This window comes from Chloroflexota bacterium (genome assembly GCA_016235055.1).
GTDB lineage: Bacteria > Chloroflexota > Anaerolineae > JACRMK01 > JACRMK01 > JACRMK01.
Genome location: JACRMK010000078.1, coordinates 1 through 26,743 on the forward strand (window position 1 = coordinate 1; position 26,743 = coordinate 26,743).

At 60.0% G+C, this 26,743-nt stretch carries 23 protein-coding genes and 1 pseudogene; 16 read left to right on the plus strand and 8 right to left on the minus strand.

Going from position 1 to position 26,743, the window contains the following annotated elements:
• Positions 1 to 886 (minus strand): transposase (locus tag HZB53_18820; GenBank protein ID MBI5879704.1); only part of this gene is annotated, 886 nt, incomplete at its 3' end.
• A gap of 345 nt (positions 887 to 1,231) precedes the next feature.
• On the opposite strand from HZB53_18820, the gene HZB53_18825 reads away from it, so the two are divergent.
• From HZB53_18825 to HZB53_18835, 3 genes are all read left to right on the plus strand, one after another.
• Positions 1,232 to 1,669: a type II toxin-antitoxin system prevent-host-death family antitoxin gene (locus tag HZB53_18825; GenBank protein ID MBI5879705.1), complete on the plus strand. Its 438-nt coding sequence runs from the start codon at positions 1,232 to 1,234 to the stop codon at positions 1,667 to 1,669.
• Positions 1,666 to 2,151, plus strand: a complete 486-nt coding sequence (locus HZB53_18830; protein MBI5879706.1) for a DUF3368 domain-containing protein — start codon at positions 1,666 to 1,668, stop codon at positions 2,149 to 2,151. Before HZB53_18825 ends, HZB53_18830 begins: the two co-directional genes overlap by 4 nt.
• Before the next feature lie 727 nt (positions 2,152 to 2,878).
• Positions 2,879 to 4,747, plus strand: a complete 1,869-nt coding sequence (locus HZB53_18835) for a DEAD/DEAH box helicase family protein (GenBank protein ID MBI5879707.1) — start codon at positions 2,879 to 2,881, stop codon at positions 4,745 to 4,747.
• A 5-nt stretch (positions 4,748 to 4,752) separates the two neighbouring features.
• Here HZB53_18835 and HZB53_18840 read toward each other — a convergent pair whose 3' ends face one another.
• From HZB53_18840 to HZB53_18850, 3 genes and pseudogenes are all read right to left on the minus strand, one after another.
• On the minus strand, positions 4,753 to 6,132 hold the full coding sequence (locus HZB53_18840; GenBank protein MBI5879708.1) for a hypothetical protein: 1,380 nt from the start codon (positions 6,130 to 6,132) through the stop codon (positions 4,753 to 4,755).
• Between the two features lie 328 nt (positions 6,133 to 6,460).
• A complete protein-coding gene (locus tag HZB53_18845; protein MBI5879709.1) occupies positions 6,461 to 6,718 on the minus strand; it encodes a thioredoxin family protein in 258 nt (85 codons plus the stop codon).
• Positions 6,719 to 6,734: 16 nt separating this feature from the next.
• Positions 6,735 to 7,102: pseudogene (locus HZB53_18850) on the minus strand (winged helix-turn-helix transcriptional regulator).
• Between the two features lie 288 nt (positions 7,103 to 7,390).
• On the opposite strand from HZB53_18850, the gene phnD reads away from it, so the two are divergent.
• The 11 genes from phnD (at position 7,391) to HZB53_18905 (ending at position 20,350) form a co-directional block, all read left to right on the plus strand.
• Complete coding sequence (phnD, locus tag HZB53_18855) at positions 7,391 to 8,296, plus strand: phosphate/phosphite/phosphonate ABC transporter substrate-binding protein (protein MBI5879710.1); 906 nt, start codon at positions 7,391 to 7,393, stop codon at positions 8,294 to 8,296.
• Positions 8,293 to 9,750: a HAMP domain-containing protein gene (locus tag HZB53_18860; GenBank protein MBI5879711.1), complete on the plus strand. Its 1,458-nt coding sequence runs from the start codon at positions 8,293 to 8,295 to the stop codon at positions 9,748 to 9,750. The genes phnD and HZB53_18860 overlap by 4 nt, the downstream gene beginning before the upstream one ends.
• Entirely contained in the window at positions 9,747 to 10,400 is a 654-nt protein-coding gene (locus HZB53_18865) for a response regulator transcription factor (GenBank protein ID MBI5879712.1), read from the plus strand. Before HZB53_18860 ends, HZB53_18865 begins: the two co-directional genes overlap by 4 nt.
• Before the next feature lie 46 nt (positions 10,401 to 10,446).
• Positions 10,447 to 12,315 carry a HAMP domain-containing protein gene (locus HZB53_18870; protein ID MBI5879713.1) on the plus strand — a complete coding sequence of 623 codons (1,869 nt, stop codon included), beginning with the start codon at positions 10,447 to 10,449 and terminating at the stop codon, positions 12,313 to 12,315.
• Positions 12,312 to 12,965 carry a response regulator transcription factor gene (locus tag HZB53_18875; protein ID MBI5879714.1) on the plus strand — a complete coding sequence of 218 codons (654 nt, stop codon included), beginning with the start codon at positions 12,312 to 12,314 and terminating at the stop codon, positions 12,963 to 12,965. Before HZB53_18870 ends, HZB53_18875 begins: the two co-directional genes overlap by 4 nt.
• Before the next feature lie 115 nt (positions 12,966 to 13,080).
• The gene (locus HZB53_18880; GenBank protein MBI5879715.1) at positions 13,081 to 13,242 is read left to right on the plus strand and encodes a hypothetical protein; all 162 of its coding nucleotides are present in this window, start codon (positions 13,081 to 13,083) and stop codon (positions 13,240 to 13,242) included.
• A 346-nt stretch (positions 13,243 to 13,588) separates the two neighbouring features.
• Positions 13,589 to 14,383 (plus strand): 4Fe-4S dicluster domain-containing protein, encoded by a 795-nt coding sequence (locus HZB53_18885; GenBank protein MBI5879716.1) that lies wholly within the window; start codon positions 13,589 to 13,591, stop codon positions 14,381 to 14,383.
• Positions 14,384 to 14,419: 36 nt separating this feature from the next.
• Positions 14,420 to 15,658, plus strand: coding sequence for a polysulfide reductase NrfD (nrfD, locus tag HZB53_18890; GenBank protein MBI5879717.1), 1,239 nt, complete (start codon positions 14,420 to 14,422; stop codon positions 15,656 to 15,658).
• A 48-nt stretch (positions 15,659 to 15,706) separates the two neighbouring features.
• Positions 15,707 to 18,997, plus strand: coding sequence for a molybdopterin-dependent oxidoreductase (locus HZB53_18895; protein ID MBI5879718.1), 3,291 nt, complete (start codon positions 15,707 to 15,709; stop codon positions 18,995 to 18,997).
• 77 nt (positions 18,998 to 19,074) lie between these two features.
• Positions 19,075 to 19,392 (plus strand): carboxymuconolactone decarboxylase family protein, encoded by a 318-nt coding sequence (locus tag HZB53_18900; GenBank protein ID MBI5879719.1) that lies wholly within the window; start codon positions 19,075 to 19,077, stop codon positions 19,390 to 19,392.
• Between the two features lie 304 nt (positions 19,393 to 19,696).
• Positions 19,697 to 20,350, plus strand: a complete 654-nt coding sequence (locus HZB53_18905; GenBank protein ID MBI5879720.1) for a TraR/DksA C4-type zinc finger protein — start codon at positions 19,697 to 19,699, stop codon at positions 20,348 to 20,350.
• Positions 20,351 to 21,752: 1,402 nt separating this feature from the next.
• On the opposite strand, the gene HZB53_18910 is transcribed toward HZB53_18905, so the two are convergent.
• Entirely contained in the window at positions 21,753 to 22,166 is a 414-nt protein-coding gene (locus HZB53_18910) for a hypothetical protein (protein MBI5879721.1), read from the minus strand.
• Between the two features lie 79 nt (positions 22,167 to 22,245).
• Between HZB53_18910 and HZB53_18915 the strand changes: the two genes are divergently transcribed.
• Together HZB53_18915 and HZB53_18920 are read left to right on the plus strand one after the other, a co-directional pair.
• Positions 22,246 to 22,656, plus strand: coding sequence for a transposase (locus HZB53_18915; GenBank protein ID MBI5879722.1), 411 nt, complete (start codon positions 22,246 to 22,248; stop codon positions 22,654 to 22,656).
• On the plus strand, positions 22,625 to 23,008 hold the full coding sequence (locus HZB53_18920; protein ID MBI5879723.1) for a transposase: 384 nt from the start codon (positions 22,625 to 22,627) through the stop codon (positions 23,006 to 23,008). Before HZB53_18915 ends, HZB53_18920 begins: the two co-directional genes overlap by 32 nt.
• A gap of 14 nt (positions 23,009 to 23,022) precedes the next feature.
• Here HZB53_18920 and HZB53_18925 read toward each other — a convergent pair whose 3' ends face one another.
• Genes HZB53_18925 through HZB53_18935 form a run of 3 tightly spaced genes read right to left on the minus strand, consistent with a single transcriptional unit; the run spans position 23,023 to position 26,094 of the window.
• Positions 23,023 to 23,862, minus strand: a complete 840-nt coding sequence (locus HZB53_18925; protein ID MBI5879724.1) for a hypothetical protein — start codon at positions 23,860 to 23,862, stop codon at positions 23,023 to 23,025.
• 16 nt (positions 23,863 to 23,878) lie between these two features.
• On the minus strand, positions 23,879 to 24,667 hold the full coding sequence (locus HZB53_18930) for a HEAT repeat domain-containing protein (protein ID MBI5879725.1): 789 nt from the start codon (positions 24,665 to 24,667) through the stop codon (positions 23,879 to 23,881).
• Positions 24,667 to 26,094 carry a hypothetical protein gene (locus HZB53_18935; protein ID MBI5879726.1) on the minus strand — a complete coding sequence of 476 codons (1,428 nt, stop codon included), beginning with the start codon at positions 26,092 to 26,094 and terminating at the stop codon, positions 24,667 to 24,669. The genes HZB53_18930 and HZB53_18935 overlap by 1 nt, the downstream gene beginning before the upstream one ends.
• Positions 26,095 to 26,743 lie beyond the last annotated feature (649 nt).

Here is a 26,743-nt window from a genome sequence, read left to right on the forward strand (position 1 = left end):
GCAACCCACTGTGATACCAGACGGCTGTGCCGGAGATGATTTCAATCTGGCGTTTGAACTCACCATACCAATAATGCACCACCTGCGGCTCCCAGTGGGTGCGCGGTTTGGCCGCCATCTGCGCCAGGCTCGGCAGGCGTTTACCTTTCTTGGCTGGGCGGCCACTGGGTGCGCGTTTGTTCCGTGGCGGTGCCGGCGCATACAGTGCCGCGTCCATCCGGAAACGCACCACCATTTTAATCGGGTTAGCCAGTTGCGTCAGCCGCCACAGAAACGCAATCGACGCATAGCTGTTATCGCCCACAAACACCCGTGCGCGTGCCGGCAGCCAACGACGCACTTGCAGCAAGGCCTGGCTCATCCAATCGAGCATGGTTTTGTACGCCCACGCTTTGTCGGCATAGAACCGTTCCGACGGAGCCAGCATCGTCAGGAACGGCAAGGCCCATACACGCTGGGCGAATGGAATCGGGCTCAGCAACATCAATGTGATCCAGCGCAGACCGCTGGTCTTAACGAAATGACTGCGACTCGAACGCACCGGATCCCGATAGATGCCTTTGGCGTTGATCTGCGCACCGCGCCCGCGCTCAATGGTTTCATCCCCACCGATGAGGATCGGGCCGACCGGCACAAAGACGCGTACCAACAACTGCAAGAGCGTCCGGGCGAGCGCGTGGCAGGACCAGACCGTCCGGTTGAGCACCCGATGATAGTTCTGAAAATGTCGCTCGTCGCTCAGGCCCATGACGCGCGGGGCTGCGCACACCGTACGCTGACCGCGCGCCAGAATGGTTCCGGTCAGCAGCACTTGGGCTTGTTTCCATACGCGCGCATCGAAATGCACGGCGAACAACGACAGCAGCGTGGTATAATCGCTTTGCAAGGTAAGCCTCAGTCCAAGAATTCTCCCCAGAACTCTTGACTAGCTTACCTTGTGTCATTTCAGCGCGCAACTTTGGATAAAGTCCAGCTAAGGGAGGAAGGGTGATCGCGTTCCCGCAGATCGAAAGAGTGACGGTATCGCCGAAGTTGGAGCGGGTGATTGCGTTCCCAGTGTTGAACGGGCATCATCAGGACTAACGGAGAGCGGCAAAGGCCGCAATAGGGCGCGATAGCGAACGGACGAAACGTGTAGCCAGCGCAGAGGCCAATACACGACGCTAGTTATATACACAAAATACGTAAAATATGTATAATAGGAGTCATCAAACTAAACGGGGGAACAACCATGAATGGCATTCAGCATGTCAGTAAGACGGATCTAGCGCGCAAAACCCGACAAGTTATTCGAACCGTGCAACGAGGGGAGACTGCGGTCATTGAGAGCCATGGCGAAGAAGAAGCCGTCATTATCGACATTTTGGACTATCGCATTCTGCGCGCCGTCATGCGCTATCATGCACGGCCGAAGCGGGGTGAACTGCGCGAGGAGGATCTGCGCCGGATTGCAGATACGCAAGTTCGCTTCAATCTCGTCCTGGCACACTACCTTTCAGGAGCCATTAGCGTGGCGCGTGTAGCCGAATTGTTGGCTCTCTCTCCATTCGAGCTGCGAAACCGCTTTCAGCGGCTTGACGTCCCCCTGCGCGCAGCTCCCGCTAATATCGCCGAAGCCAATGCCGATCTTGAAGCCGCAAGGGCTTCGACTTCGAGACCTTCCAAATGACCCGGTTGGTCCTGCTCGACAATACGGTGCTGTCCAATTTCGCGATGATTGGGAGCGCCGCACTTGTGTTAGAACTCTTTGGAGACACTGCGGGCACAACCCTCGCGACGATGTCTGAGTTTCAGGCGGGCGCGCGCAGCGGTAGATTCCAGGTCCATACTTGGTCAAGTTTGCCTATACTGGAATTGACCACAGCAGAGATGACCTGGAGTCAGAACCTGGCCCGAAGATTGGGAGCTGGGGAGCGATCGTGTTTGGCGGTCGCTGTCCATCGAGGCGCGCTCCTGGCGAGCGATGACGCAGATGCTCGAGCCGTGGCGAAGCGACACGGAGTGGCGGTGACCGGAACCCTTGGCATCCTGCTATTGGGCGTTGAGCGAGGCGATTTGATCTTGCCGCATGCAAACCAGCTCTTGTCCCAGCTGATCCAGGCTGGATACCACTCCCCGGTCGAGAAACTGGATTCACTTCTGAACAGATGACTTGTCTTGAGCTGTCTGCTTTTCGGATGTCGAAATCGCTACTCGCCAGGGCTTCTCCCATCTTGGAGAACAAAGAGATGGCCTGGCAGAGCGTTCGTCTCAGTCAATGATAGCTTGCGTCCATCAATCGTTCAGATGATTCTCCAGGGAGGTTCGCGTCGCAGCAAGCCTGCACATTCCGTCCTGGGCGCAGGTGCGCAGCCAGTCCGAGCAATTGGAATTTGTGGTAGCGAAGCCACGTGAGAAGCGCCCCGTTTATCAGCGAACCCAAGTGGAGGGAAGGACAGATTGGCCGCGTTGTCGACTGATCCGTTGATACCCAACCGGTGCGTGTTACACATGGCTGATCCCGATTGGAACACTTCGTACGAACTGTTCTCTCGCGAGGGCTTTACACGGCCATGGTGACGGCGGCGCGTGACATGGACGCGCCTAGCGAGCTTGCCGCAGATGGACGACCAACTGCTCGCGGCGGCCATGCGAAAGCCGGGAGCACGAGCAGAGGACATAGTTTCCTGAAGTGCATGAACGCTTGGTAATTGTGTCAAACAACTATTGAGGCAAGGGGCTTGCGAATCACGCTCAAGGGAGCGCCCTTGACTCGCGTTCATGCTGCGAGGTCTCCGTGAGAAACCCGAATGAGATTGACGAGTTGATCTCAGAAGTCGAAGCAGAGTTGGCGCGGCTCAATGCTCGCAGGGCTGAATTGCTCACGCACCTCGCGCAACTGCGACGGGAGAAAGCGGAGTTACTTGCTGTGCATGCAACTCCACCAGCAACTGAAAAGGCGCCGTTGGTGACCAACCAATCGTCGCCAGAGGAGAAGATCGCTCTCTTCCGCACCCTGTTTCGGGGTCGCGACGACGTCTATCCCAAGAGATTCGTGAGTGTGAAAACGGGTAAAGCGGGATATGCGCCCGCCTGCCGCGACCAATGGGGCAGTGTAACCTTGCAAGGGCAGAAAAGCCGGGGTGATGATTTCGCCCGGCGTGAGTTCCTGCCAGTAACTGATGAGGTCGTCAAGCATCATCTTCAAGGCGTGGATCCCCGGGATAGATCGGGTCGGGACTTTACGATGGGTGTCTATCCCATGTTGCCGGATGAAACCTGTTGGTTCCTGGCCACTGATTTCGACAAGACGACCTGGCAGGCAGATGCAGGAGCATTCCTCGAAACGTGCCGGTTGTTTGATGTACCAGCTACCCTAGAGCGATCGCGCTCGGGTAATGGCGGCCATGCCTGGATTTTCTTTTCGGAACCTACTCCTGCGGCTCTGGTGCACAAAATGGGAACCTTCCTCCTGACGCGAACCATGGAGTGTCGGCCCGAGATCGGATTGGATTCCTACGATCGGTTTTTCCCCAGCCAGGACACGCTCCCGAAGGGAGGGTTTGGCAATCTGATCGCGTTGCCTCTGCAAAAGAAGCCAAGTGAGCACGGCAATAGCCTGTTCCTCGACGAACGTTTTGTTCCGCATCACGATCAATGGGCTTTTCTCTGCTCGCTCCGGCGAATGAGCCGTCAAGAAGTCGAAACCGTCGTGGGCGAGGCAGAAAAGGAAAGTGAATTCTCGGGAATCCGCATTCCCATCACCGATGAAAATGAGACTGAACCCTGGGCGCGATTGCCTTCAAGACAGCCAAGGATTCAGCCGATTTTGGGCCCGCTTCCTGAGCAAATTGACCTGGTGCTCGGCAATCAGATCTATGTTCCCAAATCCGACCTTACCCCGTCTCTGCGCAATCGGTTGCTCCGTCTGGCCGCTTTTCAAAACCCGGAGTTCTATCACGCGCAGGCCATGCGCCTCTCGACGTTTGGCAAACCGCGCATCATCAGTTGCTGCGAGGATTTTCCTCAATACCTGGGATTGCCGCGCGGTTGTCTCGAAGAATTGCTCGATCTCTTCCGGTCGCTCAAGATACAAGTGCAGATCGACGATCAGCGAATCGCCGGAACCCCACTTGAACTCCAGTTTCACGGAGTCTTGCGATTGGAACAACAACAAGCAGCCGACGCTTTGTTACGACATGAGAACGGCGTTCTATCCGCTTCTACCGCCTTTGGTAAGACCGTGGTGGCAGCTTATCTGATTGCTCAACGCAAGGTAAACACCCTAGTAGTGGTCCATCGCCGACAATTGCTCGATCAGTGGGTGGCGGCGTTAAGCCAATTTCTTGACCTTGAGGCGAAGGATATAGGTCAAATCGGTGGCGGTAAGCGCAAGCCGACCCAGCAGATTGACGTGGCGATGGTTCAGAGCCTGAGCCGAAAGGGCATCGTGGACGATATTGTTGGCCAGTATGGCAACTTGATCGTAGACGAACGTCATCACATTTCTGCCGTCACGTTCGAGCAAGTTGTCAGGCAAAGCAAGGCCCGGTATCTAACCGGATTGTCGGCCACCGTAACCCGAAAAGACGGACATCACCCGATCATCTTCATGCAGTGCGGTCCGATCCGCTACCGGGTTACCGAGCGCGAGCAGACGGCGAAGCAGGCTTTTGACCATAAAGTGGTCGTGCGGCCCACCAATTTCCGCCTCCCGCCTCATCTGCAGGACGTAACATCATTGGCAATGGGTGTAAGTCTGAAATAGTGAGCCTATGCCGCCAACGGCAGTGCGGCAAATCCGCTGGCCGGCACGACAGCGACTGGGATTTGGTAACTTTGGCGCAGCAACGTCCACGCGGGCGCCCACCGCGCACTTTGGATCAAGCTGCGGAGCGTCACAATCGCCTGGCCGCCGGCTTTCGACCAGCGCATGCCCGATTGTTTGAGGCGTTGGGCGACCAGCGTTTTGCAGGCCGCTTCCACGACCCCGCTGGCAATCGGTAGCTTCTGGCGTACATACTCGGCATAGTGCATACGCGGGCGCTGATTCTGAAAGAACGTCAGTTCCGTCTGCAAGACGGCACGTTGGGCGCCGCGCGCTTTGTGACGCCGATAGCGCAAGACGCGCAGGATGACCTCCACGCCGTGGTCGGCTTCCTTGAGCAACGTCTTGAGCCGCTCGAATTCCGCACGGCCTGTGGGCGTGCACTCGCCCCAGGTGGCGGTGGTCGCATGATGCAAATGATCACAGGCATGGTAAAAGTCCAGGATGTCCCAGCTCTCGACCTGCGCGGCGGGCTGACCGACATCCAACCGGTCGAGATAGCTCCAATTGCTGCGCGCGCCGTCCGACAACTTGACCACGCGCAAGCGCGGTTTGACCGCCAGAATCGACTGGCATTCCGCCTGCAGTTGCTGGCCCAGCGTGAGTTTGTTCTTTTCCGGCATGCGCCCATAGCGCACCGTCTGCAGGCGTTCGCCGGCGGCGTCATACAGACTGATCGTGCCACAGCCCACTTCTTGGTAACCCTTCGGGCCTTTGGGCTGTTTCGGTTCGGCCTCCGCTTCAGCGGATTCCGGCGCGACCGCGCGCATCGGCGCTAACACGCCATCCAGCGAGATCGCCAGCGTCACCGCCGTGGGCGGGACGCTTTCCAGGCTCCGCAACTGCGCTTCCCATTCGGCGCGATGGGCCTCCCAGTGGACCGACAACTCTTTCGGCAACCGCCCCAGTTCACTGGCCGACGAATGCATACCACCCAGTTCCGCAAACAGGTCGGCCCCAATCGCGGGTACCAAATGCGCGCTGACATACGCCCCCAGCCGGGCCGCCGCCGGTGTGAAATAGCCCGCCACGATCCCGGCCCGCATGTCCAGCGGGCACACATGCCGGCTCCCACGGCCCGCCGGCCGATACAAGTGGCGCTCGACCGTCACCGGTCCCGCGGTCGTCAAATAGGTCTCGGTCGAGGTCAGCGCTTGCCTGTAGACCACGCCCTGCACCACGACTTGCTCTGCTTGCATATCATAGCGCGTCAATTCCGTCGTCAGCAACTCGCGCTCAACGGCCAGCACATGCGTATGCAACTCGCGCTCAAATTGTTCGAACTCCGGCACGCCCTGCTCCCAGGCTTGGCCGTGCGTGCGCATAAAACTCGTCAGGCCTTGCCAGGCGCTGCTTTGCAAAAGGGCGCTTTCCCGATATGCTTCCATGGAGGCGGTCTCCTTGCGGTTTGTTGGCTTTCTTGATCGAAACCCAACTCTGCACGGATGATCGCCTTCTGTCAAATTCTGCTCACTATTCCAGACTTACACCCATAGGCTATCCAGTTCGCCAGGGGCTCAATACTGCTGTAGGTGATCCACCAAAATACAGCGGCGAGGATCACGGCCAGGTAAGTCCGCCAAGCCGCGCCTGGCGTGGCGTGTAGCTTGACCACAGAAGCAAGATTCACCGTGACCCCCCAAAGACGTGTTCTCATGCTGCCGCTGTGACCTCGCGGATCCACTCGCGCACCTGCGCTTTGGTCGGCAATTCCGTGCCGCCGGACCAGACCAGTTGCTCGTTGACAACCAGCCCCGGCGGCTCGCCGATCAGGTAGTGCTCCATCTGCCGATCCACCGCGACCTTCTCGACGATCACGTCGCGGATTCCCATCTCCTCCAACACCCGCATCACGAGCAGTTCGAGTTTCAGGCAGTTGGCGCAACTCGGGCCGAGAATCTTGACGTTCATCGCAAGCTCCTTTCTGTTAAACCGATGTGCAGCGCGGGCACGGGCACTTGGCCAGCGCACGCGGGCTGATTCGCACATCACGGAATGCTTCTGCATGCCCAATGAGCTCGCCTACGGTGTCGAGCAATAAGAACACGCGCGGATCACGGATGCGATAATAGATCCTCAGCCCTTCCCGATAATCTGCCACCAGGCAGCCTCGCGCAAATAGGCGAGCTGCTGTGAAACATACGGCTGACGCTTTTCCAGCAGGGCGGTCAAGTGGCAGACACACTGATTGCCGTCACGCAGCGCGGCCAGCAAGCGCAGGCGCTCGGGATGAGCAATCGCTTTCAATAGGTCAGCAGATCCCAGAAAGACATCGCGATAAACCTGAGTCTTCATGCAATTTCCTGAATGTAGTTGGGCCTCAAAAAAAGATGTGGCCCTTGACCCGATTCTCCCCGACTTTATTCTATCGCTTTATCGGGAGTCGCCTCAGTGTCATCTATCACCTGAAATCTGGGATGAACGTACTGCCTGGCGCGGAGCGAGGGATAGCCGTCACCCCAAAGAGGTGGCATGTGTCACTATGCACCGCCGGGCCAGTGACCAATAATGTCAGTACTAGGTGGGGAGGTTGACATGTCTGGTGGGCTACGTGTCCAGCAAACAGCCCGTACTGTAGCATGCGTGCAGTGCTGGTTGGTGTTCTTTATCGCCATGCTGTCGCTTGTCGCTTGCGGAAGCCAGCAAGCGCTCGACTTCCGCTTCTCGGATGCGGAGCCGGTCTCCGCTTCGTCACTGACGGAGCCGCGTCCGGTGCGCGTCGCGGTTGCTGCCGTCATCTCGCCCAAGGGCAATGTGGAATCCTACGCGGAACTACTTGACTATCTGGGGCGCAAGCTCCAGCGCCGCATCGAGTTGGTTCAGCGCCAGACGTATGCCGAGGTCAATGACCTGATCCGCAGCGGTGATGTGGACATCGCGTTCGTCTGCACCAGTGCGTATATCAGCGGCAAGCGTGAGTTTGGAATGCAGTTGCTCGTCGCGCCACAAGTGCGCGGCGAGTCGGTGTACTACTCGCTCCTGCTCGTGCCCGCGGACAGCCCTGTCCGCTCGATGGCAGACCTGCGCGGCAAGGTGTTCGCGTTTACCGACCCGCTCTCGTTGAGCGGGCGACTCTATCCCACCTCGCTGGTAAAGGCGTATGGCTCTACCCCAGAGCGCTTCTTCAGCCGCGTCTTCTACACGTACAGCCACGACAACGCCATTCGCGCTGTGGCAGACAAAGTAGTGGACGGCGCGAATGTGGACAGCCTGGTATACGACTTCATGACGGCGCGCGAGTCCGCGCTCGCCGCGCGCGTGCGCATCGTTGACCGCTCGCCCGCTTTTGGCATCCCGCCGGTCGTCGTCGGCCCGGGCGCCAGCCCCCAGTTCCGCGAAACGGTGCGTGAACTGTTCCTGCAGATGGACGAAGACCCCGCCGGGCAAGCGGCGTTGCGCAGCCTGTTGATCGAGCGCTTTATCCCCGGTTCCGACCAGAACTACGATTCCGCCCGCGCGCTCGAGGCGCAGGTCAACACGACGCAATGAGCGCCAGCGACCACGAAGCGGGCGGTGGCGCGCTCTCCTACAGCCTGCGCTTTGCCGCCTGGCGTGCCCGTATGCGCAACGCCCTGCTGCGACCCTCGGTGCGCATCAAGATCATGGGCATAGTGCTCGGGCTGGTATTCCTGCTCGCCTATGGTATTGCGCTGGACGCGCGCACCAGCATGTCCGCCGCGATGTTTCAGCAACTGGACGAGCGCGGCAAGTCGCTGGCCAGCGACGTTGCGGCGCGCTCAACCGACTTGATCCTGACCAGTAACGCCTTTGCCCTGCGCGAGTTACTGCGCGATACGCTGCAAAACAACAACGACGTGCGCTATGCGCTGATTCTCGACACCGAAGGGCACGTGCTGGCGCACACGTTTGACGAAGGGTTACCGCGCGGGCTAGCCGAGCGCAACCACGTGAGCGCCGGTGAGCGCACTCACACGATCATCCTGCAGAGCGACGAAGGACCCGTGCATGATGTGGCGGCGCCGATCTTCGGGGGGCGCGCCGGCACCGCGCGCATTGGCCTGAGCGAACAGCGCCTGGAGAACGGGGTGAACGCGCTAACCGGGCGCATGCTGCTCACTACCTTAGCCGTCTCGCTGCTGGGTATCGGCGCCGCATACTTGTTGACGCTGATCCTGACGCGCCCGATCGGCGCGCTCGTGGAGGTGACACAAGCCGTCGGGCGCGGGGACTTCAGCCAGCGCGCCCCGCCCTGGGGCGACGACGAATTGGGAAAACTATCCGTCGCCTTCAATCGCATGGTCGCTGACCTGCGTGAGAAGGAGCAGATCCGCAAGCATTTACTCGAGAAAGTCATCGACGCACAGGAGGAGGAACGCAAACGCATTGCACGCGAACTGCACGACGACACGGGGCAAGCGCTCACCTCGCTGATGGTCGGCTTGCGTGCGGCCAACGACGCCGGCGACGACCGCACGCGCATGCACTTGAACGGCCTGCGCGAGATCGCGGCGCAGACACTGGAGTCCGTCAAGCGCATGGCGCGCGAATTGCGCCCCGCGTTGCTGGACGACCTCGGGCTGTCCGCCGCGCTGGAACGCTATGTCGCGGGCTACCGCACCACCTACGAATTGGACACCGATGTGCAGGCGACCGGTTTCGCCGCCGGCGAGCGGCTGCCGCCCGAAGTCGAAACGGCAGTGTACCGCATCGTACAGGAATCGCTCACCAATATCGCCAAACACGCCCATGCGCGCCACGTCAGCGTGGTCGTCGAGCGCAAGCCGCACGCGCTGGTGGCGATTGTCGAGGACGACGGGCAGGGATTTGATGCCGAGGCCGTGCTTGCCGGCGCCACGTCCGACGGCGCCGGGCTGGGGTTGCACGGCATGCGCGAGCGTGCAAGCTTAATCGGAGGGCGTCTGACGATTGAGTCCACACCCGGTCATGGCACCAGTATCTTCGTCGAGGTACCGCTCGCATGACTAAGACTCGTATTCTGCTCGCCGACGACCACGCCGTCCTGCGGGCCGGGCTCAAAATGCTGCTGAACGCGCAATCGGATCTGACTGTGGTCGGCGAAGCCGCAACGGGTACGGAGGCGTTGGGCGCCGTCGCTAACCTCTCGCCCGATCTGCTCTTGCTCGATCTCACGATGCCGGAGACCGATGGGTTGAGCGTCCTGCGCGACGTGCGACGCACCTACCCATCCGTGCGCGTGCTGGTCCTCACGATGCACGAAGAAGAGGGCTACCTGCGCAGCGCGCTCGAAGCGGGCGCGGCAGGCTACTGCCCCAAGAGCGCTGCCGATGCTGAATTAATCTCCGCTATCCGCGCCGTCATGCGTGGCAACGTCTACATTCACCCCTCGCACGCCCGCTATCTACTCGAGCAGATGCTGGCACCCGGCGGCGAGGCAGCCGACGCGCTCCTGAGCGCACTCAGCGAGCGCGAAGGCGAGGTGCTCAAGCTGGTGGCGCGCGGGCACACCAACCAGGACATCGCTGAACAGTTGAGCCTGAGCGTCAAGACGGTCGAAACCTATCGCGCGCGCGGCATGGACAAACTCGGCTTCAAGAGCCGCGCCGCGCTGGTGCGTTACGCCTTGCAGATGGGATGGATGAGCGACGAGTAAGCGCTTGCCCGCTGGTGAGTCGCTGATACGCTCATCCTAAGAACCGATGCCATCCCTGCGCTGGTCCAGTCTCTCATTTCAGATCATCGGCGTCATGCTGAGCCTGACGCTCGGACTCGGCCTGGTACGCACCTACCTCAATCGTGCCGAGGTCGCCGACTTTGCGCACGAGCAGTTTGAGCGACGCGGCATCGCGTCCGCTTCCGCCTTTGCCGCCTATGCCGCCAACTCCGCGCTGACCAGCGACGTCTTCCGCCTGCGGGAGCTGATAGACGACACGCGCGCGAACAACCCCGATGTGCGCTATGTGATCGTGCTGGGCGACGAGTCGCGCGTGCTGTCGCACAGTTTTGGCGAGACGTTGCCGCGCGGCTTGCTTGCCGCCAACGGAATCGGCCGCGACGAGCGCTACCGCACCCGCCACTTCAGCACCGACGAGGGCGACATCCTGGACGTGGCCGTGCCGCTTGCCGGGCGATTCGGCGCCGTGCGCATGGGACTTTCAGAACAGAGCATGCGCGCCGACGTGGATCGCCACACGTACAACCTGCTGCTGGTCACCGGCCTGAGTCTGATTCCGGTGGGGCTCGCCGCCTATTTGCTGGCGCGCGTGCTGGTGCGACCGCTCGAAAAGCTGGGCGCGGTTACGGCAGCGGTTACGCGCGGCGATTTCAGCCGCCAGGCGCCCGTCACCGGGCAGGATGAGATCGTGCAGTTGGGCCAGGCGTTCAACGCTATGACGGAATCACTGGCGCGCTCGCAAAACGAACTGCACGAGACGAACGACCAGTTGCGCCGCCGCAATGACGAATTGGCGGCGCTCAACGCGCTCTCGGCAGCCATCAGCCACAGCGCCGATCGCGACGCGCTGCTGGAGGACGCGCTGGCGTGGAGCGCGACGCTGCCGGCACCCGCCGGCTGGGTGCTCTGGCAGGCGGATGGCGTCAGCCGCGTCGCCGCCGTGCGGGGCGTGCCGGCCGAACAGCATGCCCGTCTGTTGGACTGTCCGGACGGGCGCGTACAGGGAGGGGCGGCACGCCTGTGCCATGGCGGTGCGCCGTGTCCGGCGCATGGCATGTGCCATGTCGGGGTGCCGCTTGTCTCGCGCCAGCAACTGTGGGGCACGCTGCACCTCGCCTGCGCGCCGGGCGCCTGTTTTGCGCCCGAGCAGGTGCACCTGCTATCGGCCGTGGGCAAGCAGATCGGGCTGGCGCTCGAAAATTTGCAGCGCTCCGAGCAGCAACGCGACGAAGCATTGCGCCGCCAATTGCTCGACCGCACCATCGAAGCGCAGGAGGAAGAGCGCAAGCGCATTGCCCGCGAGTTGCACGACGAGTTTGCCCAGAGCCTGACCGCATTGATCGTCGGTCTGCAAACGCTGGAGCAACCCGAGACGCCCAAAGGCGGCATTCGCGCGCGGCTCGTTGCGACTCGTTCACTGGCGGTGCAAATCCTCCAGCAGACGCGGCGTCTGATTTTCGATCTGCGCCCCAGCGTGCTCGACGATGCCGGGCTGGGGCCCGCCATCCGCAGCTACGCCGAGCGGACCTGCGATGCGCATGGCGTGGCGCTGACATTCCGCACCAGCGGCGCCCGCCGCCTGCCCCCGCCCGTCGAGATCGCGCTGTTTCGCATCGTCCAGGAGGCGGTCAACAACCTCGTTCAACACGCGCGCGCCCGACATGCGCACATCACGCTTGCCGTGGTGCCAGAGCGCGTCGAAACGACCGTTGCCGACGATGGCGCCGGCTTTGATGTGGAGCAGGCGCTGCGGAGCGGGCGGCTTGGACTGCTCGGCATGAAGGAGCGCGTGGAATTGCTGCGCGGGACGCTCGAGATCGAAAGCCACACGGGACAGGGGACGCTCATCACGGTCGCCATCCCGCTGCCCGCTCAACCGGAGGACAGCGCATGACACTGCGGGTTCTGCTGGCGGACGACCATGCCCTGGTGCGGGGCGGGATTCGCGCCCTGTTGGACACGCAGTCCGGCATCGAGGTCGTCGGCGAGGCGGCGACCGGCGCGCAAGCAATTACCCAGGCGCACGGACTTCATCCGGACCTGATCCTCATGGATATCGGCATGCCGGACCTCGACGGACTGGAGGCGACCCGCCGCATCAAAGCGGAATTGCCCGAGATCCACGTCCTGTTGCTGACCGTGCACGACGATGCCAACTACCTGTATCAGGCACTGGAGGCGGGCGCGAGCGGGTATCTCCTGAAGGGGGCGGAGGTGAGCGACCTGCTGACCGCCTTGCAGGTCGTCCAGCGCGGCGAAGTGTACCTGCACCCGGCTGCGGCAAAACACCTGGTGGGCGGCTTCCTGCAACGCGCCGGCGCGGCCGAGCAGAAGCAGATCGCAGAACTGACGCCGCGCCAGCAGGAGATCCTGGCACTGGTGGCGCAGGGGCTGACCAACCAGCAGATCGCGGATAAACTGGTGTTAAGCCCATTCACGGTCGCAACGCACCGCGCCAACATTATGTCCCGCCTGAACCTGCACAACCGTACCGAACTGGTGCGCTACGCCCTGCGTCACGGATTGCTGCCAGGTGAACAGTAGGCGCATACTGCAAACGTAGTATGCAGAAAATGCCGCGAACAGGCGATTGTCTTTTGTCTGCCAGTCTCGTATAGTGGAGTCAACAAACGGCAGTTGAGCCACTAAGGAGACCACAATGGAAAACTTCGCAATTTGGGTGCTGGTGGGCGACACGTTGCTGGGTACTGTTCTTTTCGTCATCTTTGCGCTGGCGGTGAAGGGTTTGGCGGGCGAAATTGAGGTTGAGGCGCCGAAACCGAAGACGACAGAGAAGCCGGTTGCGCCGCGACCGGTGTAGCGGCGGTACGCATCACCAGCGCAAGGTTGAACCCTCCGAGCGAGAACGCTCGGAGGGTTCTGTTTTGTGCGACTGACCCCGTTCCCGAATGCCTGTCATGTGTGAGCGGGCATATGCAAACGGCACCTGCGGGTCTCTGCCTGGGCGTCCGCCGTTGCCGGCACGACGTTGGCCTGGTACTCCTTCACCCTGTCAGGTTTTTCCTCGCATTCAGCCGCGCTATCGTAGGGATTCTCCTTACATTTGTCCCGAAAAATCAGGCTTTCCCTTCTATCCGAAAATCGGGAATTGCCGATAATTACTTGTAGGATTTTTCACAAGTTGACCGATCTCTTGGAGGATACGTATGCCCATTCAGAGCGCTGAACTCACGCTCGAACAGGAAGCGCAGCCTGCGGCAATCGGTGAGCGGCAAGACCCGCTGGTGCGGATGCAGGAAGACCTGCGCCGCGCTATGAAAAAGCCGATTGACCAGCGCCGCTGGGTCATGGTCATTGACCTGCGGAAGTGCGTCGGCTGTTCCGCTTGTACCATTGGCTGTGTCGTGGAGAACAAGTTGCCGCCCGGGGTCGTGTACCGCCCGGTGCTGGAGGAGGAAATCGGCACGTACCCGAACGTGACGCGCCGGTTCATCCCACGCCCCTGCATGCAGTGCGACGACCCGCCCTGCGTGCCGGTATGCCCGGTGAACGCCACGTACAAGCGCCCGGACGGCATCGTCGCAATCAACTACGATGACTGCATCGGGTGCCGATATTGCCTGGTTGCCTGTCCGTACTCGGCGCGCCTCTTTGACGCCGGGCGCCAGTATCTCGATGGAACCACCCCCGCCATTCCCGCACTGTTGGGCAGGGACAAGGCGATGGTCTACGAGAAGCTGCCGGCCTATGAGTATGGACATGCCTGGGAGCGGCACGAAGGCGAATCACCGATCGGCAACGCGCGCAAGTGCCAGTTCTGCTCGCACCGCCTGGAGGCGGGCATGTTGCCCATGTGCGCTACGACGTGTATTGGCCGTGCTACCTACTTTGGCGATTCCAACGATCCCGAGGCGCTTGTTTCGGACCTGATCGCGTCGCCCAACGTGATGCGGCTCAAGGAAGAGATGGGCACCCAGCCGAAGGTCTATTATCTGGCGTAGCCGCCAGAAACGAGAGAATCCGCAGAGGAGACCACCATGAAGATCTTTGAGAGAGCACTGTGGGTCGTCGCCATTGTCGGCTTCATCGCCGGCGGCTACGGCATGTACGATCGCATCGTCAATGGGCACGTCAATGCCGCCTATGGCAGTTATGTGCCGTGGGGCTTGTGGGTCGGCGCCTACATCTACTTGGTCGGTGTTTCGGCCGGCGCGTTCCTCATCTCCGCGCTCGTGTACGCGTTCGGCGTTAAGAAACTGGAGGGCATCGGCAAGCTTGCGCTGTTCACCGCCGTGGTTGCGCTGGGCATCTCCATGTTCAGCATCTGGCTCGACCTGGGGCACCCGGAACGCGCGCTGCGCATGATCACAAACACCAACTTCACCTCCATGATGGGTTGGATGATCTGGCTGTACTCGCTCTATTTCGTGCTGCTGATAACGGAATTGTGGTTCGCTATGCGCGCGGACTTTGTGGTGTGGAGTGAGCGCAAGGATTTCGCTGGTACGCTCGCGCGCATCCTGACTTTCGGACGCAACGATCCCAGCCCGGCGGCGGCGGCGCGCGACCGCAGTATCCTGCGTGTGCTGGGGACGCTCGGCGTACCGCTGGCGATCGCGTTCCACGGTGGCGTCGGTTCCCTGTTCGGTGTCGTCGGCGCCCGCCCGTACTGGAATTCCGGGCTGACCCCGATCATGTTCCTGCTCGGCGCGTTGTTGAGCGGTGGCGCTCTGCTGACCTTCATTACCTACGTGTTCGGTCCCAACCGCGGCAGTGCGGAGCACAAGCAGACCGTGCTGTTCCTCGGCAAGATCGTGTTCGGGCTGTTGCTGCTGGATGCCATGCTGGAGTGGTCGGAATACTCCATCGCGCTGTACACCTCGATTCCCGCCGAGGCGGCGTCCATGCAGCTGGTGCTGTTCGGACCGTTCGCGTGGGTTTTCTGGGGCGTGCACGTAGGATTGGGAGTGGTCGTGCCGCTCGTGCTACTGACATGGCAGAACAAGTCCCCGCTCTGGGCCGGCGTCGCCGGCCTGCTGATCGCCGTGACGTTCATGAGTGTGCGTCTGAACATCGTCATCCCTGGACTCGCCGTGCCGGAACTGCACGGCTTGAAGGAGGCGTTCAGTGGTCCAGGGTTGGGCTTCGACTACTTCCCGACACTCACCGAGTGGCTGCTGCAAATCTGGATCGTGTCGCTGGGCGTGCTGGTCTTTCTGACCGGTTACCATCTGCTGCCCATCGTGACAGCGCATCTGGAGGCGCGGCGCGGATAAGCGGCGGCGCAGAATTGCCGAACCAATCCGCAAGCCAAGGAGAAACCTATGAGCAATCTGAATGAGAATCCGATCATCGAACCCGAGCAGATCATGACCCGCCGTGACTTCCTGAAGGCGTCCGCCATGCTGGGCGGCTCGGTCGCGCTCGCATCGCAGCTGAACCTGGCGTGGGATTTACTCGCGCAGAACGAAGCCGAAGCGGCGAAGATCGTGGAGTATCCCTACGCCAAGCCGGAGAACATCATTTACAGCGTGTGCCAGCAATGCAACACCAACTGCGGCATCAAGGTGAAGTTGGTGGATGGCGTCGTCGCCAAGATCGACGGATCGCCCTACAATCCATTCACGCTGAACCCGCACCTCCCGTACAAGACTGCGCTCAAGGATGCTGCAACGGTTGACGGGGCCATCTGCCCGAAGGGCCAGGCCAGCATTCAGACCACTTACGATCCCTATCGGATTGTGAAGGTGCTGAAGCGCGCCGGCAAGCGCGGCGAGAACAAGTGGATATCGGTTCCGTTTGACCAGGCAGTCACGGAGATTGTCGAGGGCGGCAAGTTGTTTGAGAAGGTGCCGGGCGAAGAGAGCCGGGCCGTGACCGGCCTGCGCGAACTGTACGCCCTGAAAGACCCGAAGGTGGCCGCCGCTATGGACGCCGAGGTCAAGAAGATCTGGGCGGAAAAGGATGCCGAGAAGAAGAAGGGACTGATCGCCGGTTTCAAGACGACCTTTGCCGCAAACCTGAAGGATTTGATTGACCCGGATCACCCCGATCTGGGGCCGAAGAACAACCAGATGTGCTTCATGTGGGGCCGCCTGAAGGGCGGGCGCAGCGACTTTATCAATCGCTTCGCGCGCGACGGCTTCGGCAGCACCAACACGCACGGGCACACGACAGTCTGCCAGGGATCGCTCTACTTCAGCGGCAAGGCGATGAGCGAGCAGTTCAGCGCGGGATCGTTCACCGGCGGCGAGAAGTTCTACTGGCAGGCGGACGTGGAGAATAGCGAGTTTGTTATCTTTGTGGGCGCCTCGCCGTTCGAGGGCAACTACGGCCCGAGCAACCGCGTGCCGCGCATCACCGAGGGGTTGGTGAGCGGGCGCTTGAAGTATGTGGTGATCGACCCGCGCCTGTCCAAGGTCGCGTCCAAGGCGTGGAAGTGGATGCCAAACAAGCCGGGCACCGAAGCGGCGATTGCCATGGCACTCATCCGCTACCTGATCGACAACAAGAAATACGACGAGAAGTTCCTGCGCGCCGCGAACAAGGCCGGCGCCGCGGCCGTCGGAGAGCCATCGTGGACCAATGCGACCTGGCTCATCAAACTAGATGCGAGTGGCGCACCAACCGTATTCGTGCGGGCGTCTGAAGTCGGACTGGCCACGAAGGACAAGGGCAAGGACAAAGACGGCAAGGAGATTGACGTTTGGAAGGTCGGCGCCGCGGAGTTCACCGTCGACCCGCTCGTCGTGTACGATGGCAAGGCGCTTGTGGCGTTCGACCCGAATGATGACAAACAGGCGGTCACGGGCGAACTGGTGGTCGATTCGGGAGTTGCCGGCTCGGCGCTGAAGGTTAAGACGTCGTTCATGGTGATCAAGGAATCGGCCGAAGCGAAGACGTTTGAGCAGTACGCTGAGGAAGCCGGGCTGTCGGCACGGGATCTCGAGGAAGTGGCTTTTGAGTTCGCGAAGCACGGCAAGAAGGCGGTGGCTGACATCCACCGCGGCGTGTCTCAGCACACCAACGGCTTCTATAATGTGTTGGCATGGAACACGCTCAACACGCTGAAGGGCAACTACGACTGGAAGGGCGGTTTCGTGCGTGTCTCGACGTACGATGCGGTGGGGTCGAAGGCCGGCGGGCCGTACGACCTGGCCAAGTTGACCCCGAACAAGCAGTACCCGTTCGGTATCAGCATCATCCGCCACGACGTAAAATACGACGAAACGACCATGTTTGCCGGCTATCCGGCCAAGCGCAACTGGTACCCGCTCGCCTCGGACATCTACCAGGAGTTGATCCCGTCCATGGGCGATGCGTATCCGTATCCGGTCAAGGCGCTGTTCATCTACATGGGCTCGCCGATCTACTCGCTGCCGGCCGGCAACACCAATATCGATATCCTGTCGGATCCCAACAAGATACCGCTTGTGATTGCCAATGACATTGTTATTGGCGAAACGTCGATGTACGCCGACTACATCTTCCCGGACCTGACCAACCTGGAACGCTGGGAGTTTGCTGGCTCGCACCCGAACATGACGGTCAAGCAGCAACCGGTGCGCCAGCCCACTATCGCGCCGCTGATCGAGACCGTGAAGGTATACGGGCGCGAACAGCCGATCAGCCTGGAGTCCCTGATTCTCGGCATTGCCGAGAAACTGAACCTGCCCAACTTCGGACCCAACGGGTTTGGCGAAGGCAAGTCGCTCACGCACATGGACGACCTGTACATCAAGATGGTCGCGAATCTGGGCTTCGGCGAGAAGAGCGACGGCACCGATGCCGTGCCGGACGCTGATGATGAAGAGATGAGGCTGTTCTTGGAAGCGCGCAAGCATCTGTCGAAGTCTGTTTTCGATGTCGAGCGCTGGAAGTCCATTGCCGGCGACGCACACTGGCGCAAGACCGTCTTCGTGCTGAACCGTGGCGGGCGATTCCAGGATTATGCCAAGATCTACGACGGCGAGAAGGTGGCGAACAAATACGGCAAGTTGATCAACCTGTTTCAGGAGAAGACGGCCAAGCTCAAGCATGCCATCACCGGCAAGGCGATTACGGCGTACCCAACGTATATCCCGCCATACCTGGATATCCAGGGCAAACCCCTGACGGAAGAGGATGAGAAGGCCGGCTTCGATCTCAAGATGATCACCTATCGCGAGATTTCGATGACCAAGAGCCGCACGGCGACCAACTACTGGCTACTGGCGCTCTACCCCGAGAACGCCGTGCTGATGAACGCGGTCGATGCCAAGAAGCGCGGGTTTGTGAGCGGCGATAAGGTTCGCATCACGTCGGCCACGAATCCGAATGGCGAATATGATTTGAAGAACGGTCAGAAGGTGCCCGTGGTTGGGAAAGTGAAGGTGATGCAGGGGATTCGTCCTGGAGTAATTGCTTTCTCACTTGGGCATGGGCACTGGGCCTATGGCGGCGTGGATGTTTCGATTGACGGCACCGCCGTCAAGGGCGACTCGCGGCGTACCCGCGGATTCCACGCCAACGCCACCATGCGCATCGATCCGTACCTGAAGAACACGACGCTGGTCGACTCGGTCGGCGGCAGCGTGGTCTTCTATGATTCACTGGTCAAGGTGACCAAGGCGTAGTGGTGTTAATGGGTGGCGGGCAGGACTGTGCCGGCAGGCATGTCCTTGCCCGCCACGATAAGTGAAAGGCTGGTTCTGTGGCACGCATCCCAAAGCATTGCGAGCGGTTCCAGAAGCGATATCCTGAGGTATGGAAGGCGTATCACGAACTCGGGGCTGCTGCGCATGCCGCAGGCCCACTGGACGCCCGCGCGCGCGAACTGGTCAAATTGGCCCTGGAAGTCGGGATCGGTTCGGAGGGCGCAGTCCATTCGCATGTGCGCAAGTCGCTCGAATTGGAGATCGGACCCGACGAGATTCGCCAGGTGGCCATCCTGGCGTTACCGACGGTCGGGTTCCCGCGCATGATGGCGGCGCTCTCATGGGTGGACGACCTGCTGGACGACAAGGGGTGACGGTCATGGCTGGGCAGAGCATCTCACGGCGGGAGTTCTTGAAGTTGTTCACGCATGGCGCTGCTCAAACGGCGAGCGAAGCGCTCACGGCACTTGTCCCACCGCCCGGTGCGGTGAAGCGTGATCGCCCCCGGCCAAGTGTGTCCGCGGCATTGGCTGCAAATGATGCGGCACCACAAGCATTGTGCGCACGCTGCTGTGCGCCATTCCTGGCGAGCGACGATGATCCGCTGTGTCCGGACTGCCGAACGCTGGAAGCGCGGCGGCAATCCGTTTTACCGGGCTTCCCCGGGAATTGACCCGTATGGACGCTCTTCAGGCTTGCCTCGATCGGTTGAATACCATGCACCAGCATCTCTGCCCCAAGCAGGTGCTGGGCGTGCGCGTTGCCATGCTGGCGGCACAGTGGCATCGAATCAAATTGCCGCAATCAGACAAGCGGATGTTTGCATTTGTTGAGACGGAAGGGTGTTTTGCCGATGGGGTATCGGTCGGCTCCGGATGCTGGCTCGGTCATCGCACCCTGCGGCTGGAAGACTATGGCAAGGTCGCTGCAACGTTCGTGGATACACAGACGGGCGCGGCAGTACGCATCCATCCGCACCCGCGCTCGCGGGTGATCGCGCAGCGCTATGCGCCGGATGCACCCGACCGCTGGCACGCGCAGTTAAAGGCGTACCAGGTCATGCCTGATGCCGAGCTACTGGTCGCCCAGTCGGTCATGTTGGACATGGGTCTTGACGAACTGATCAGCCGGCATGGCCTGCGCGTCGTTTGCGTGCGCTGTGGCGAGGACATCATCAACGAGCGCGAGGTGCGATCCGACGATGGGGTGCTGTGCCGCGCCTGCGCTGGAAAGGCGTATTATCGGGTGCAGCATAAGGCTCCTGATAACCAGGACATGCTAGTGACCAAGCCAGGTGAAGCGATGGACGTCGTTGCAGTCCGAATGCGGTGAGAGGTTCAGTCCACATGGACAGCCCTGTGTGCTAATATGACATGAGACAACTCGACCCGAAAGATTACTGTGCAGGGCGAGGGAGAATAACATGTCTGATCAGCCAGTGTCCATATCGAATCGCAATAGCGCGACCGAGCGGCTTCGTCGCCGCCGTGCTGGCTATGATCGCGGTGGCCGTGCACATGGTACTGATATAGGCGGCTATGCCAGCGAGAACCGGGTCAGGTGCATTTTGTCCGGCGCTCACCGCTGGAATTGGTCACTCCGTCGTTCACGGACCAGAAAACCGTTGGCGTGCCAGTCGCGTCAATCTGTGTTGCCTGGCAGGCAACGGCGTTTCAAAAATGAGACGTGAACAGGCCAGAGAGAATGACGCCTACGTAAGAGGCAGCTTGAGATTCTTGTTGCCTGCCAGGCAATGGCCATCCGTGGGCGATGGGTTGAGGCCGGGGGAAAGATCGGCACCGGTCTCAACAAGCCAGCACGTGATTGATTCCATACGGCGCCCTGACGCGCGCGATTCCGCGAACGCGGGGATGCGATTGTCACTGTGAGCTATGGATGCGGTGTTCGCCGGCGCAGATGCAAGCGGGGGATGTGGCAAGGAGCCTCGGCCGTCAAAGCGCTTGCTCGATGTTCGTTAGGGCAGGCCATGCGTGTGCTCGCGACGGCGGAATTGTCACGAGGGCGGCGATGCCCCACCTGGAAAGTGAGAATGTCGTCCATTGTGCGACAGGGAGACGCTCCATTGCGATAGGCGCAAATCCGCTATTACGACGCATGAGAATACACAGCTGGTGATCTTCTCACGTACGGGAAGACGGTGTGCGGCGAGTTAGTGCGCAGAGGCAAAAAGAAAACCGACCATTTCAGGCCGGTTTTCACGCTATCTGAGCGGGTGAAGAGGTTCGAACTCTCGGTCTTCTCCTTAGCAAGGAGGTGAAGAGCGAGGAGGCGGGAGAATGTCATTACTGACAAACGGCGAACTTCTCCCTGAGCCGATTCGAAACGGAAAACCGAAAGTGAGAATGTCGTAATTGCTGGCGAAACTCCTCTGCTTGGCCTCTGATTTGGCAGTCCTCTGTAGTCAACGTCGCTGGTCTGTCTTCATTATGTTGGTAGTGCCTCGCGTGTCAATAGGCAATTCGAAACTTCTTTGATGGGCCACGCTGTACTCTAGCTTCAATCCCCTGTTGTACAAGCTACATTGATAACGTCGTCTATTGATCCCGTAGCGTACAGCCGATCGTGATGCCGATTTGAGCGAACGATTGCGGGAGGAGTGGCGCGACAACTCTGTGGTCGGCAGCTGCTGATGTCGCGTGGCTTGCCGCGCGCCAAAAAACCATGCAATGATAACGACCAAACCTACGCAATCTTGTAATGCAGAGAGACGCTCTCATTGTGCGAAGCCATTGGAGGCTACCGAAAAACGCCAGGCAATGGCTTCGTACAGGTAGCGGGGCCGAAATGGTTGGCACAGGATTTTGGCCGTGAGACCGCGAAACGGCCATCTAACGACGGTGCTGTGTGATTGCGGAAAAGTCATAGGGCCGAACACGTCGACGGGCCGATGGTGGCGTGCGGCGGATGCGCCGAAAGGCGGCAAAGGTAGTCGCGATGCCGGTGTTGAATGAGCCACATCACGACTACTGCCGGGCATCGACATGGGCGACGCAGCCATAAACGCGGCCGGACGAAAGATGTAGCCAGCACAGGGGTTGTCGGTGATGGAAATGCCGACGGCCGGGCGGATCGTGGCGACGCCGGTGTTTGAACGGGTTACATCACAACGACCGCCGGGCTGCGGCATAGCCTCGCGTCGCGATTCCGGATTAAAGGTGTAGCCAGCACAGGTACGCTACAACTTCAAACATGACAAGCTATCGGCGATTACCGCCCTGGCGATCGCGCCCAATCGGAAACACATCGCGCTCTACCTGCGCTTTCAGCGACGCAACTTCAAGGCGCCAGCCGTCCAGCAGTTTGTGCAGCATCTACTTCGGCACATTCGCGGCCCCATCGTCTTGTTATGGGATAGTGCCCGCATTCATCGAGACGCCCGTGTTTTCGCGTGGTGCGAATACCATCCGCGCTTGCACGTGGAGCATTTCCCCGGCTACGCGCCGGAACTCAATCCAGCGGAATACGTCTGGTGCCAATCCGATTCCGTGCTGGCCAACAGTCTCGTGGAGGATCTGGCCAACTTGCATTCGAGGCTATCCACCACAAGGCGACGCTTGGCTCATTCACACGAGTTGCTGTGGGCGTGTGTTCACGCTTCGGATCTGCCTTGGACATAGCACCTGTTCCATTGCTTTTGCGAAACTCAATAGCACACAGGGTCTGGTCCTATCTCTGGATCGCGCGACGGTACATACCGCGGATGCGAGTCAGGCGCTAGCGGCTAAACTGCACATTGAATTGCGCTGGTTACCAACGGCCTGTCCCGAATTGAATGTGATGGATTGCTTGTGGCGACACGGCAAGGATCACATTGTGGCCAATGAGCCAACGCCCATTCTGGACAACACGGTCAGCATGGTCATCTCGTATCTGGACTCCCTCAGCGCTCACGAGCGCTTGACCAAGGCCGGTGTGTTTGCCGAGCACTTTTGGTTGGCCGATGTGCGCAATGCTCGTCTGTCAAATTAATTCTGCGGTCCCACTTAGCAGCCGGCTGGCGGAGCGGAGAAACTGATTTGCTTATTAACGTCCGTTAGCTGCCAGCTCCATTGGCCCTGACCTTGCGACAGATCGATGGTGCCAAAGAAGAGGCCCGGGCTCCCCTGCCACTTCATGCTATCCTTCATCACATGTCCACCGTCGACGGCGACCCAGACGTCGCCTGAAACCTTGCCACTCACGTAAAGAACTTTGTCCAGCACGGCCGAACTTTCGTCATATTGGTAATGCTGGGTTGGGGTACCATTCGTGAGGTCAAGCCCGACAAACCGCGCTCCCGTCAGGCCGCCACCCATGCCAGGACCAAATTGGCCCTCGATGGCTTTGGCAATGACGTCATCGGCCGGCATCGACGTGCAAACCTGTTTGCCAGCCGTGTCTGGCTTGCTGAGGTGTGCTAACCTGCCGCGTCGCCAGAGCTCCCACGTGCGCGCTTTGGCGGTTCGGTCTGTCAGTACATATTTCAAGTGCAGTTGATCGGGCCCGAAGGAATATTCTTTCACCAGGAGCGCGCTCTGCTTCACCGTCGTTCCTTTGTCGACGCCGCTCCACTGGGCCTCCCATTGTATGTGGTAGCTGTCCAAGCCGTCCAGGCCCTCGTTACGACTGTCGAGCGAGAGTTCGTCCGCGGCGGCGCTGACGGTTGGGGCCGATGTTGCGTTATTCGCGTGTGCCGTAGGCGCCGTAGTCTGACGGCTTGGCGAGGGACTCGGCGGACGGTTTGTGCTTGCGGGAGTAGGAGAGGGTCCATTTGCGCCGCACGCCGCGGCGAGCATCGCCGTGCCGGCGAGGATAATCAGTGCTACCCACCATTGCCGTTTCATGTTTTTCTCCTCTTTCTTACTTGACGCGGAACGTATCGCCGCCGGCATGTTGAACTGTCACGCCCAACTGTTCCAGGGCCGCAGCGGCTCGCTCGCGGACTGGAAAGAGAGAAAAACTGCTCCCATCCTGCTGAACCTGGATGCTGAAAGGATCGGCCAAAGCTTGTTTCAAGTCCGGTATCGCCTCATGCGCTTGCAGGGTACCAAGCAACTGTGCTGCAACCATGCGAACGTCCCAATGGGTTGAATAATGCAGTAAGTCCTGCAAGCGCGGCGTGATTTCATGGGCCCCGCCATAACCCAGCGCCAACACCAGCCACTCCTGAGTCTCGCCCGATCTCGCCAAGACGGCCTGTCGTAGAGCCGGTTTTGATTCCTGTCCCAGTCCTGCCAGCATTTGAGCGAACTCCATCTTCAGGAGAGTACTGGTTGGTTTGTTTGGATTGCCTGCTGGTGGTGCATTCAGAGGTGCCGCGACTTCCCGGTCAAGCATGCCAGCTAGAATCGTCACCCGATTTCTGGTCGAGATGTCGTGACGTGCTGGCAGCATCCAAGCCGCAGTCAGACGGTCCTGCCAGTCTGGGCTGCTCAACTTTTGATAGATGAACACAACGTTCGGCGTGGCGGTCGGAAGAGGAGCACTCGCCTCGAGCGTGGGGGTCGCGTCCAGGAGCGCCGTCAACGTCTCGGGCATATTCGGCCTGGCGTTCCAGGGCGCGACGGGTATCCAGCTCAGCAGCCAAACGCATGCGACGGTAACTGCGCCGACCGGCAACAAAAGACAACCGAGCTTTACAATTCGCATTATCGTCCTCCTTGACATGGTCTGTCTGCTTGCTTGCCGGGACACGCCCAATCCTCCTTGTTCGCCGAACCGATCCGCCAACGCGCTTCGGCTTTAGCGGCAACACATTCGTTGTCGCTCATACCGATTCCGCACGTATCCCATAGTTGGGGGTTCATCCCGAGATTGCCCTCAAACACATCGGGGATATGGTCAGCATCACAATCGTACTTGTACCGTGCGGGCGGGGCAGGGCGCTGGAGCAGCGGAAGCAAGCACGGGCCTTCATTGTCATTGAAGTGTGTGGGCCTGTACTCCGCAGGCTGGTCGGGCCAGGCCCACCATTCTTTGAAGTTAAGGAGATGAGTCCATTCGTGGAGCACGGTCACGCCGAAAACATCAATCCCTTCGGCGCTCACGGGCGGTCGGATGAGCCCGTTGACTGATTTGAAGTCACTTTGCTTGAGATCACATACATAGATCCAGTCGGCAGCATAGAGATTAGCGTAGCCGTTGAAGAAACCCAGGTCGCCGGGCCCGCATCCGTTGGTGGCGCCACCACCCCCGTAGCGAATGGCATCGGCCGTATGCCCCTGTGCGGCGGAGGTCTGCTTCCAGTAATAGAACCAGTTGGGCACCTTCCCATTGTTGCTCCCGGGACTGTTAGAGGCGTCGCGACCGAAGAACAAGCGGACCGACTGCGACGTGTGGCAGCGGGCTGTGGATGAGACGATCCGGGCTTCAATGGTTTTGCTGCCGAACTCGCTATTCTTGTCCGGCAAGCCCTCGTATTTGAACTGGACCTCGGGCCCGCGCGGCGGATCGGGCGTGGTTGTTAACGTGCTGCCGTTAATCGCGGGCAAGGTCCATTCGATCTGATTGGCCAGTGAATGGGGAACGGCCACAGCCGAGAGCTTACCCTTGATTGCGCCTGGCTTGTTATCATCAAACACCCATTGCGCTTTTGGCAAGGGCTCATAAATTGTGACCGAGCACTCACCGGGGTTGACACGCGTCAAATCCCAACTGACAGTCTCTGTCCCTTTTTGACGCGGAATGGGTAAGCTGCCGGAAAGCACGTTGGGCCTTGTCGGATCGATCGTTCCACGGATTGGGCTACCCCCCAGGGATTCGGATACGCTCTGGGGATAGGAGTCGGCATGGGTGTAGGTATTCGGGGAATTTCGACACTCCGGGGATTGGTGCTCAATGTTATAAGGGCCGCACCACGCGGTGGCGGCGGTGTTCTTATTAACCGTGGCACTTGGGAGAGGCGGCGTGGTAAATGTGATTTCATATTGCCCGTCGTCAAACAGAATCACCTGCACGCTCGTTTGCTGCGTGTCTATTGAAGTGGCGGCGCCTGCCGTCTCCTCCTGGGAATCCTTGCCCACGAAAGGATAATTTACGGTGTGATCCGTGCGTCGTCCGGCGATGTTGTATTGCACCGTTCCAACCGCATGGTCGCCCGCGACGTCGATGCTAGCCGTGGTGCTTTCGGAACCACTATCAGTACTCAGCGACTCCGTAGTAAACCCTGAGGGCTCTGAGTTTATGGCTTCACTCCAAGTGAAAATCGATGAGTCGGTAATTGTGCCGCTCCAACATGAGTTGCACTCCGACGATGCCGGCGATGCCGGACTCTGTGCTTCACAGCCGCAGGCAATAAGAATGAGTACGAGAGGCAGGCGGGCGCGGATTGATGGGAATAGCATGTCTCCTCCGATTGACCGAGCATGTATCTGAATCCCAAGGTCGCGTGGGTTCACTGTGCGCACGCGGTGACGCGTTCGAGGGCATGGACGCACTGTGCTGCAAGATCGTGGTCGAGCTATCCCCACTTGGGCCGTGGCCACCGCGGAAGACCGCTGCAGCTCGGCGCTTCTCGATAACAAAACAAAAAACCGACCTCTATCCCTGTGGGGTGTCCAGGGCGTGTAAGTCGGTATCGAACTCTGCCATCATACTTCTCCTTCCGGAATAGAAGCGAACTAAGATCTAGTTGCAGCGGCCGAAAGGCGAACTGATGTGGTGTGAACAGACGCGATATTCAGTTGGCTTATTGTACGTATTGTACTCCGCTCTCCAGATTTGTCG

Coding starts and splice junctions, on each gene's coding strand:
- HZB53_18930 (MBI5879725.1), bottom strand. CDS start 24,667: ATGCGAATTGTAAAGCTCGGTTGTCTTTTGTTGCCGGTCGGCGCAGTT.
- HZB53_18830 (MBI5879706.1), top strand. CDS start 1,666: ATGACCCGGTTGGTCCTGCTCGACAATACGGTGCTGTCCAATTTCGCG.
- HZB53_18895 (MBI5879718.1), top strand. CDS start 15,707: ATGAGCAATCTGAATGAGAATCCGATCATCGAACCCGAGCAGATCATG.
- HZB53_18885 (MBI5879716.1), top strand. CDS start 13,589: ATGCCCATTCAGAGCGCTGAACTCACGCTCGAACAGGAAGCGCAGCCT.
- HZB53_18870 (MBI5879713.1), top strand. CDS start 10,447: ATGCCATCCCTGCGCTGGTCCAGTCTCTCATTTCAGATCATCGGCGTC.
- HZB53_18875 (MBI5879714.1), top strand. CDS start 12,312: ATGACACTGCGGGTTCTGCTGGCGGACGACCATGCCCTGGTGCGGGGC.
- HZB53_18840 (MBI5879708.1), bottom strand. CDS start 6,132: ATGCGCACGCACGGCCAAGCCTGGGAGCAGGGCGTGCCGGAGTTCGAA.
- HZB53_18925 (MBI5879724.1), bottom strand. CDS start 23,862: ATGAAACGGCAATGGTGGGTAGCACTGATTATCCTCGCCGGCACGGCG.
- nrfD (MBI5879717.1), top strand. CDS start 14,420: ATGAAGATCTTTGAGAGAGCACTGTGGGTCGTCGCCATTGTCGGCTTC.
- HZB53_18880 (MBI5879715.1), top strand. CDS start 13,081: ATGGAAAACTTCGCAATTTGGGTGCTGGTGGGCGACACGTTGCTGGGT.
- HZB53_18910 (MBI5879721.1), bottom strand. CDS start 22,166: ATGCCGCAGCCCGGCGGTCGTTGTGATGTAACCCGTTCAAACACCGGC.
- HZB53_18905 (MBI5879720.1), top strand. CDS start 19,697: ATGGACGCTCTTCAGGCTTGCCTCGATCGGTTGAATACCATGCACCAG.
- HZB53_18865 (MBI5879712.1), top strand. CDS start 9,747: ATGACTAAGACTCGTATTCTGCTCGCCGACGACCACGCCGTCCTGCGG.
- HZB53_18860 (MBI5879711.1), top strand. CDS start 8,293: ATGAGCGCCAGCGACCACGAAGCGGGCGGTGGCGCGCTCTCCTACAGC.
- HZB53_18845 (MBI5879709.1), bottom strand. CDS start 6,718: ATGAACGTCAAGATTCTCGGCCCGAGTTGCGCCAACTGCCTGAAACTC.
- HZB53_18825 (MBI5879705.1), top strand. CDS start 1,232: ATGAATGGCATTCAGCATGTCAGTAAGACGGATCTAGCGCGCAAAACC.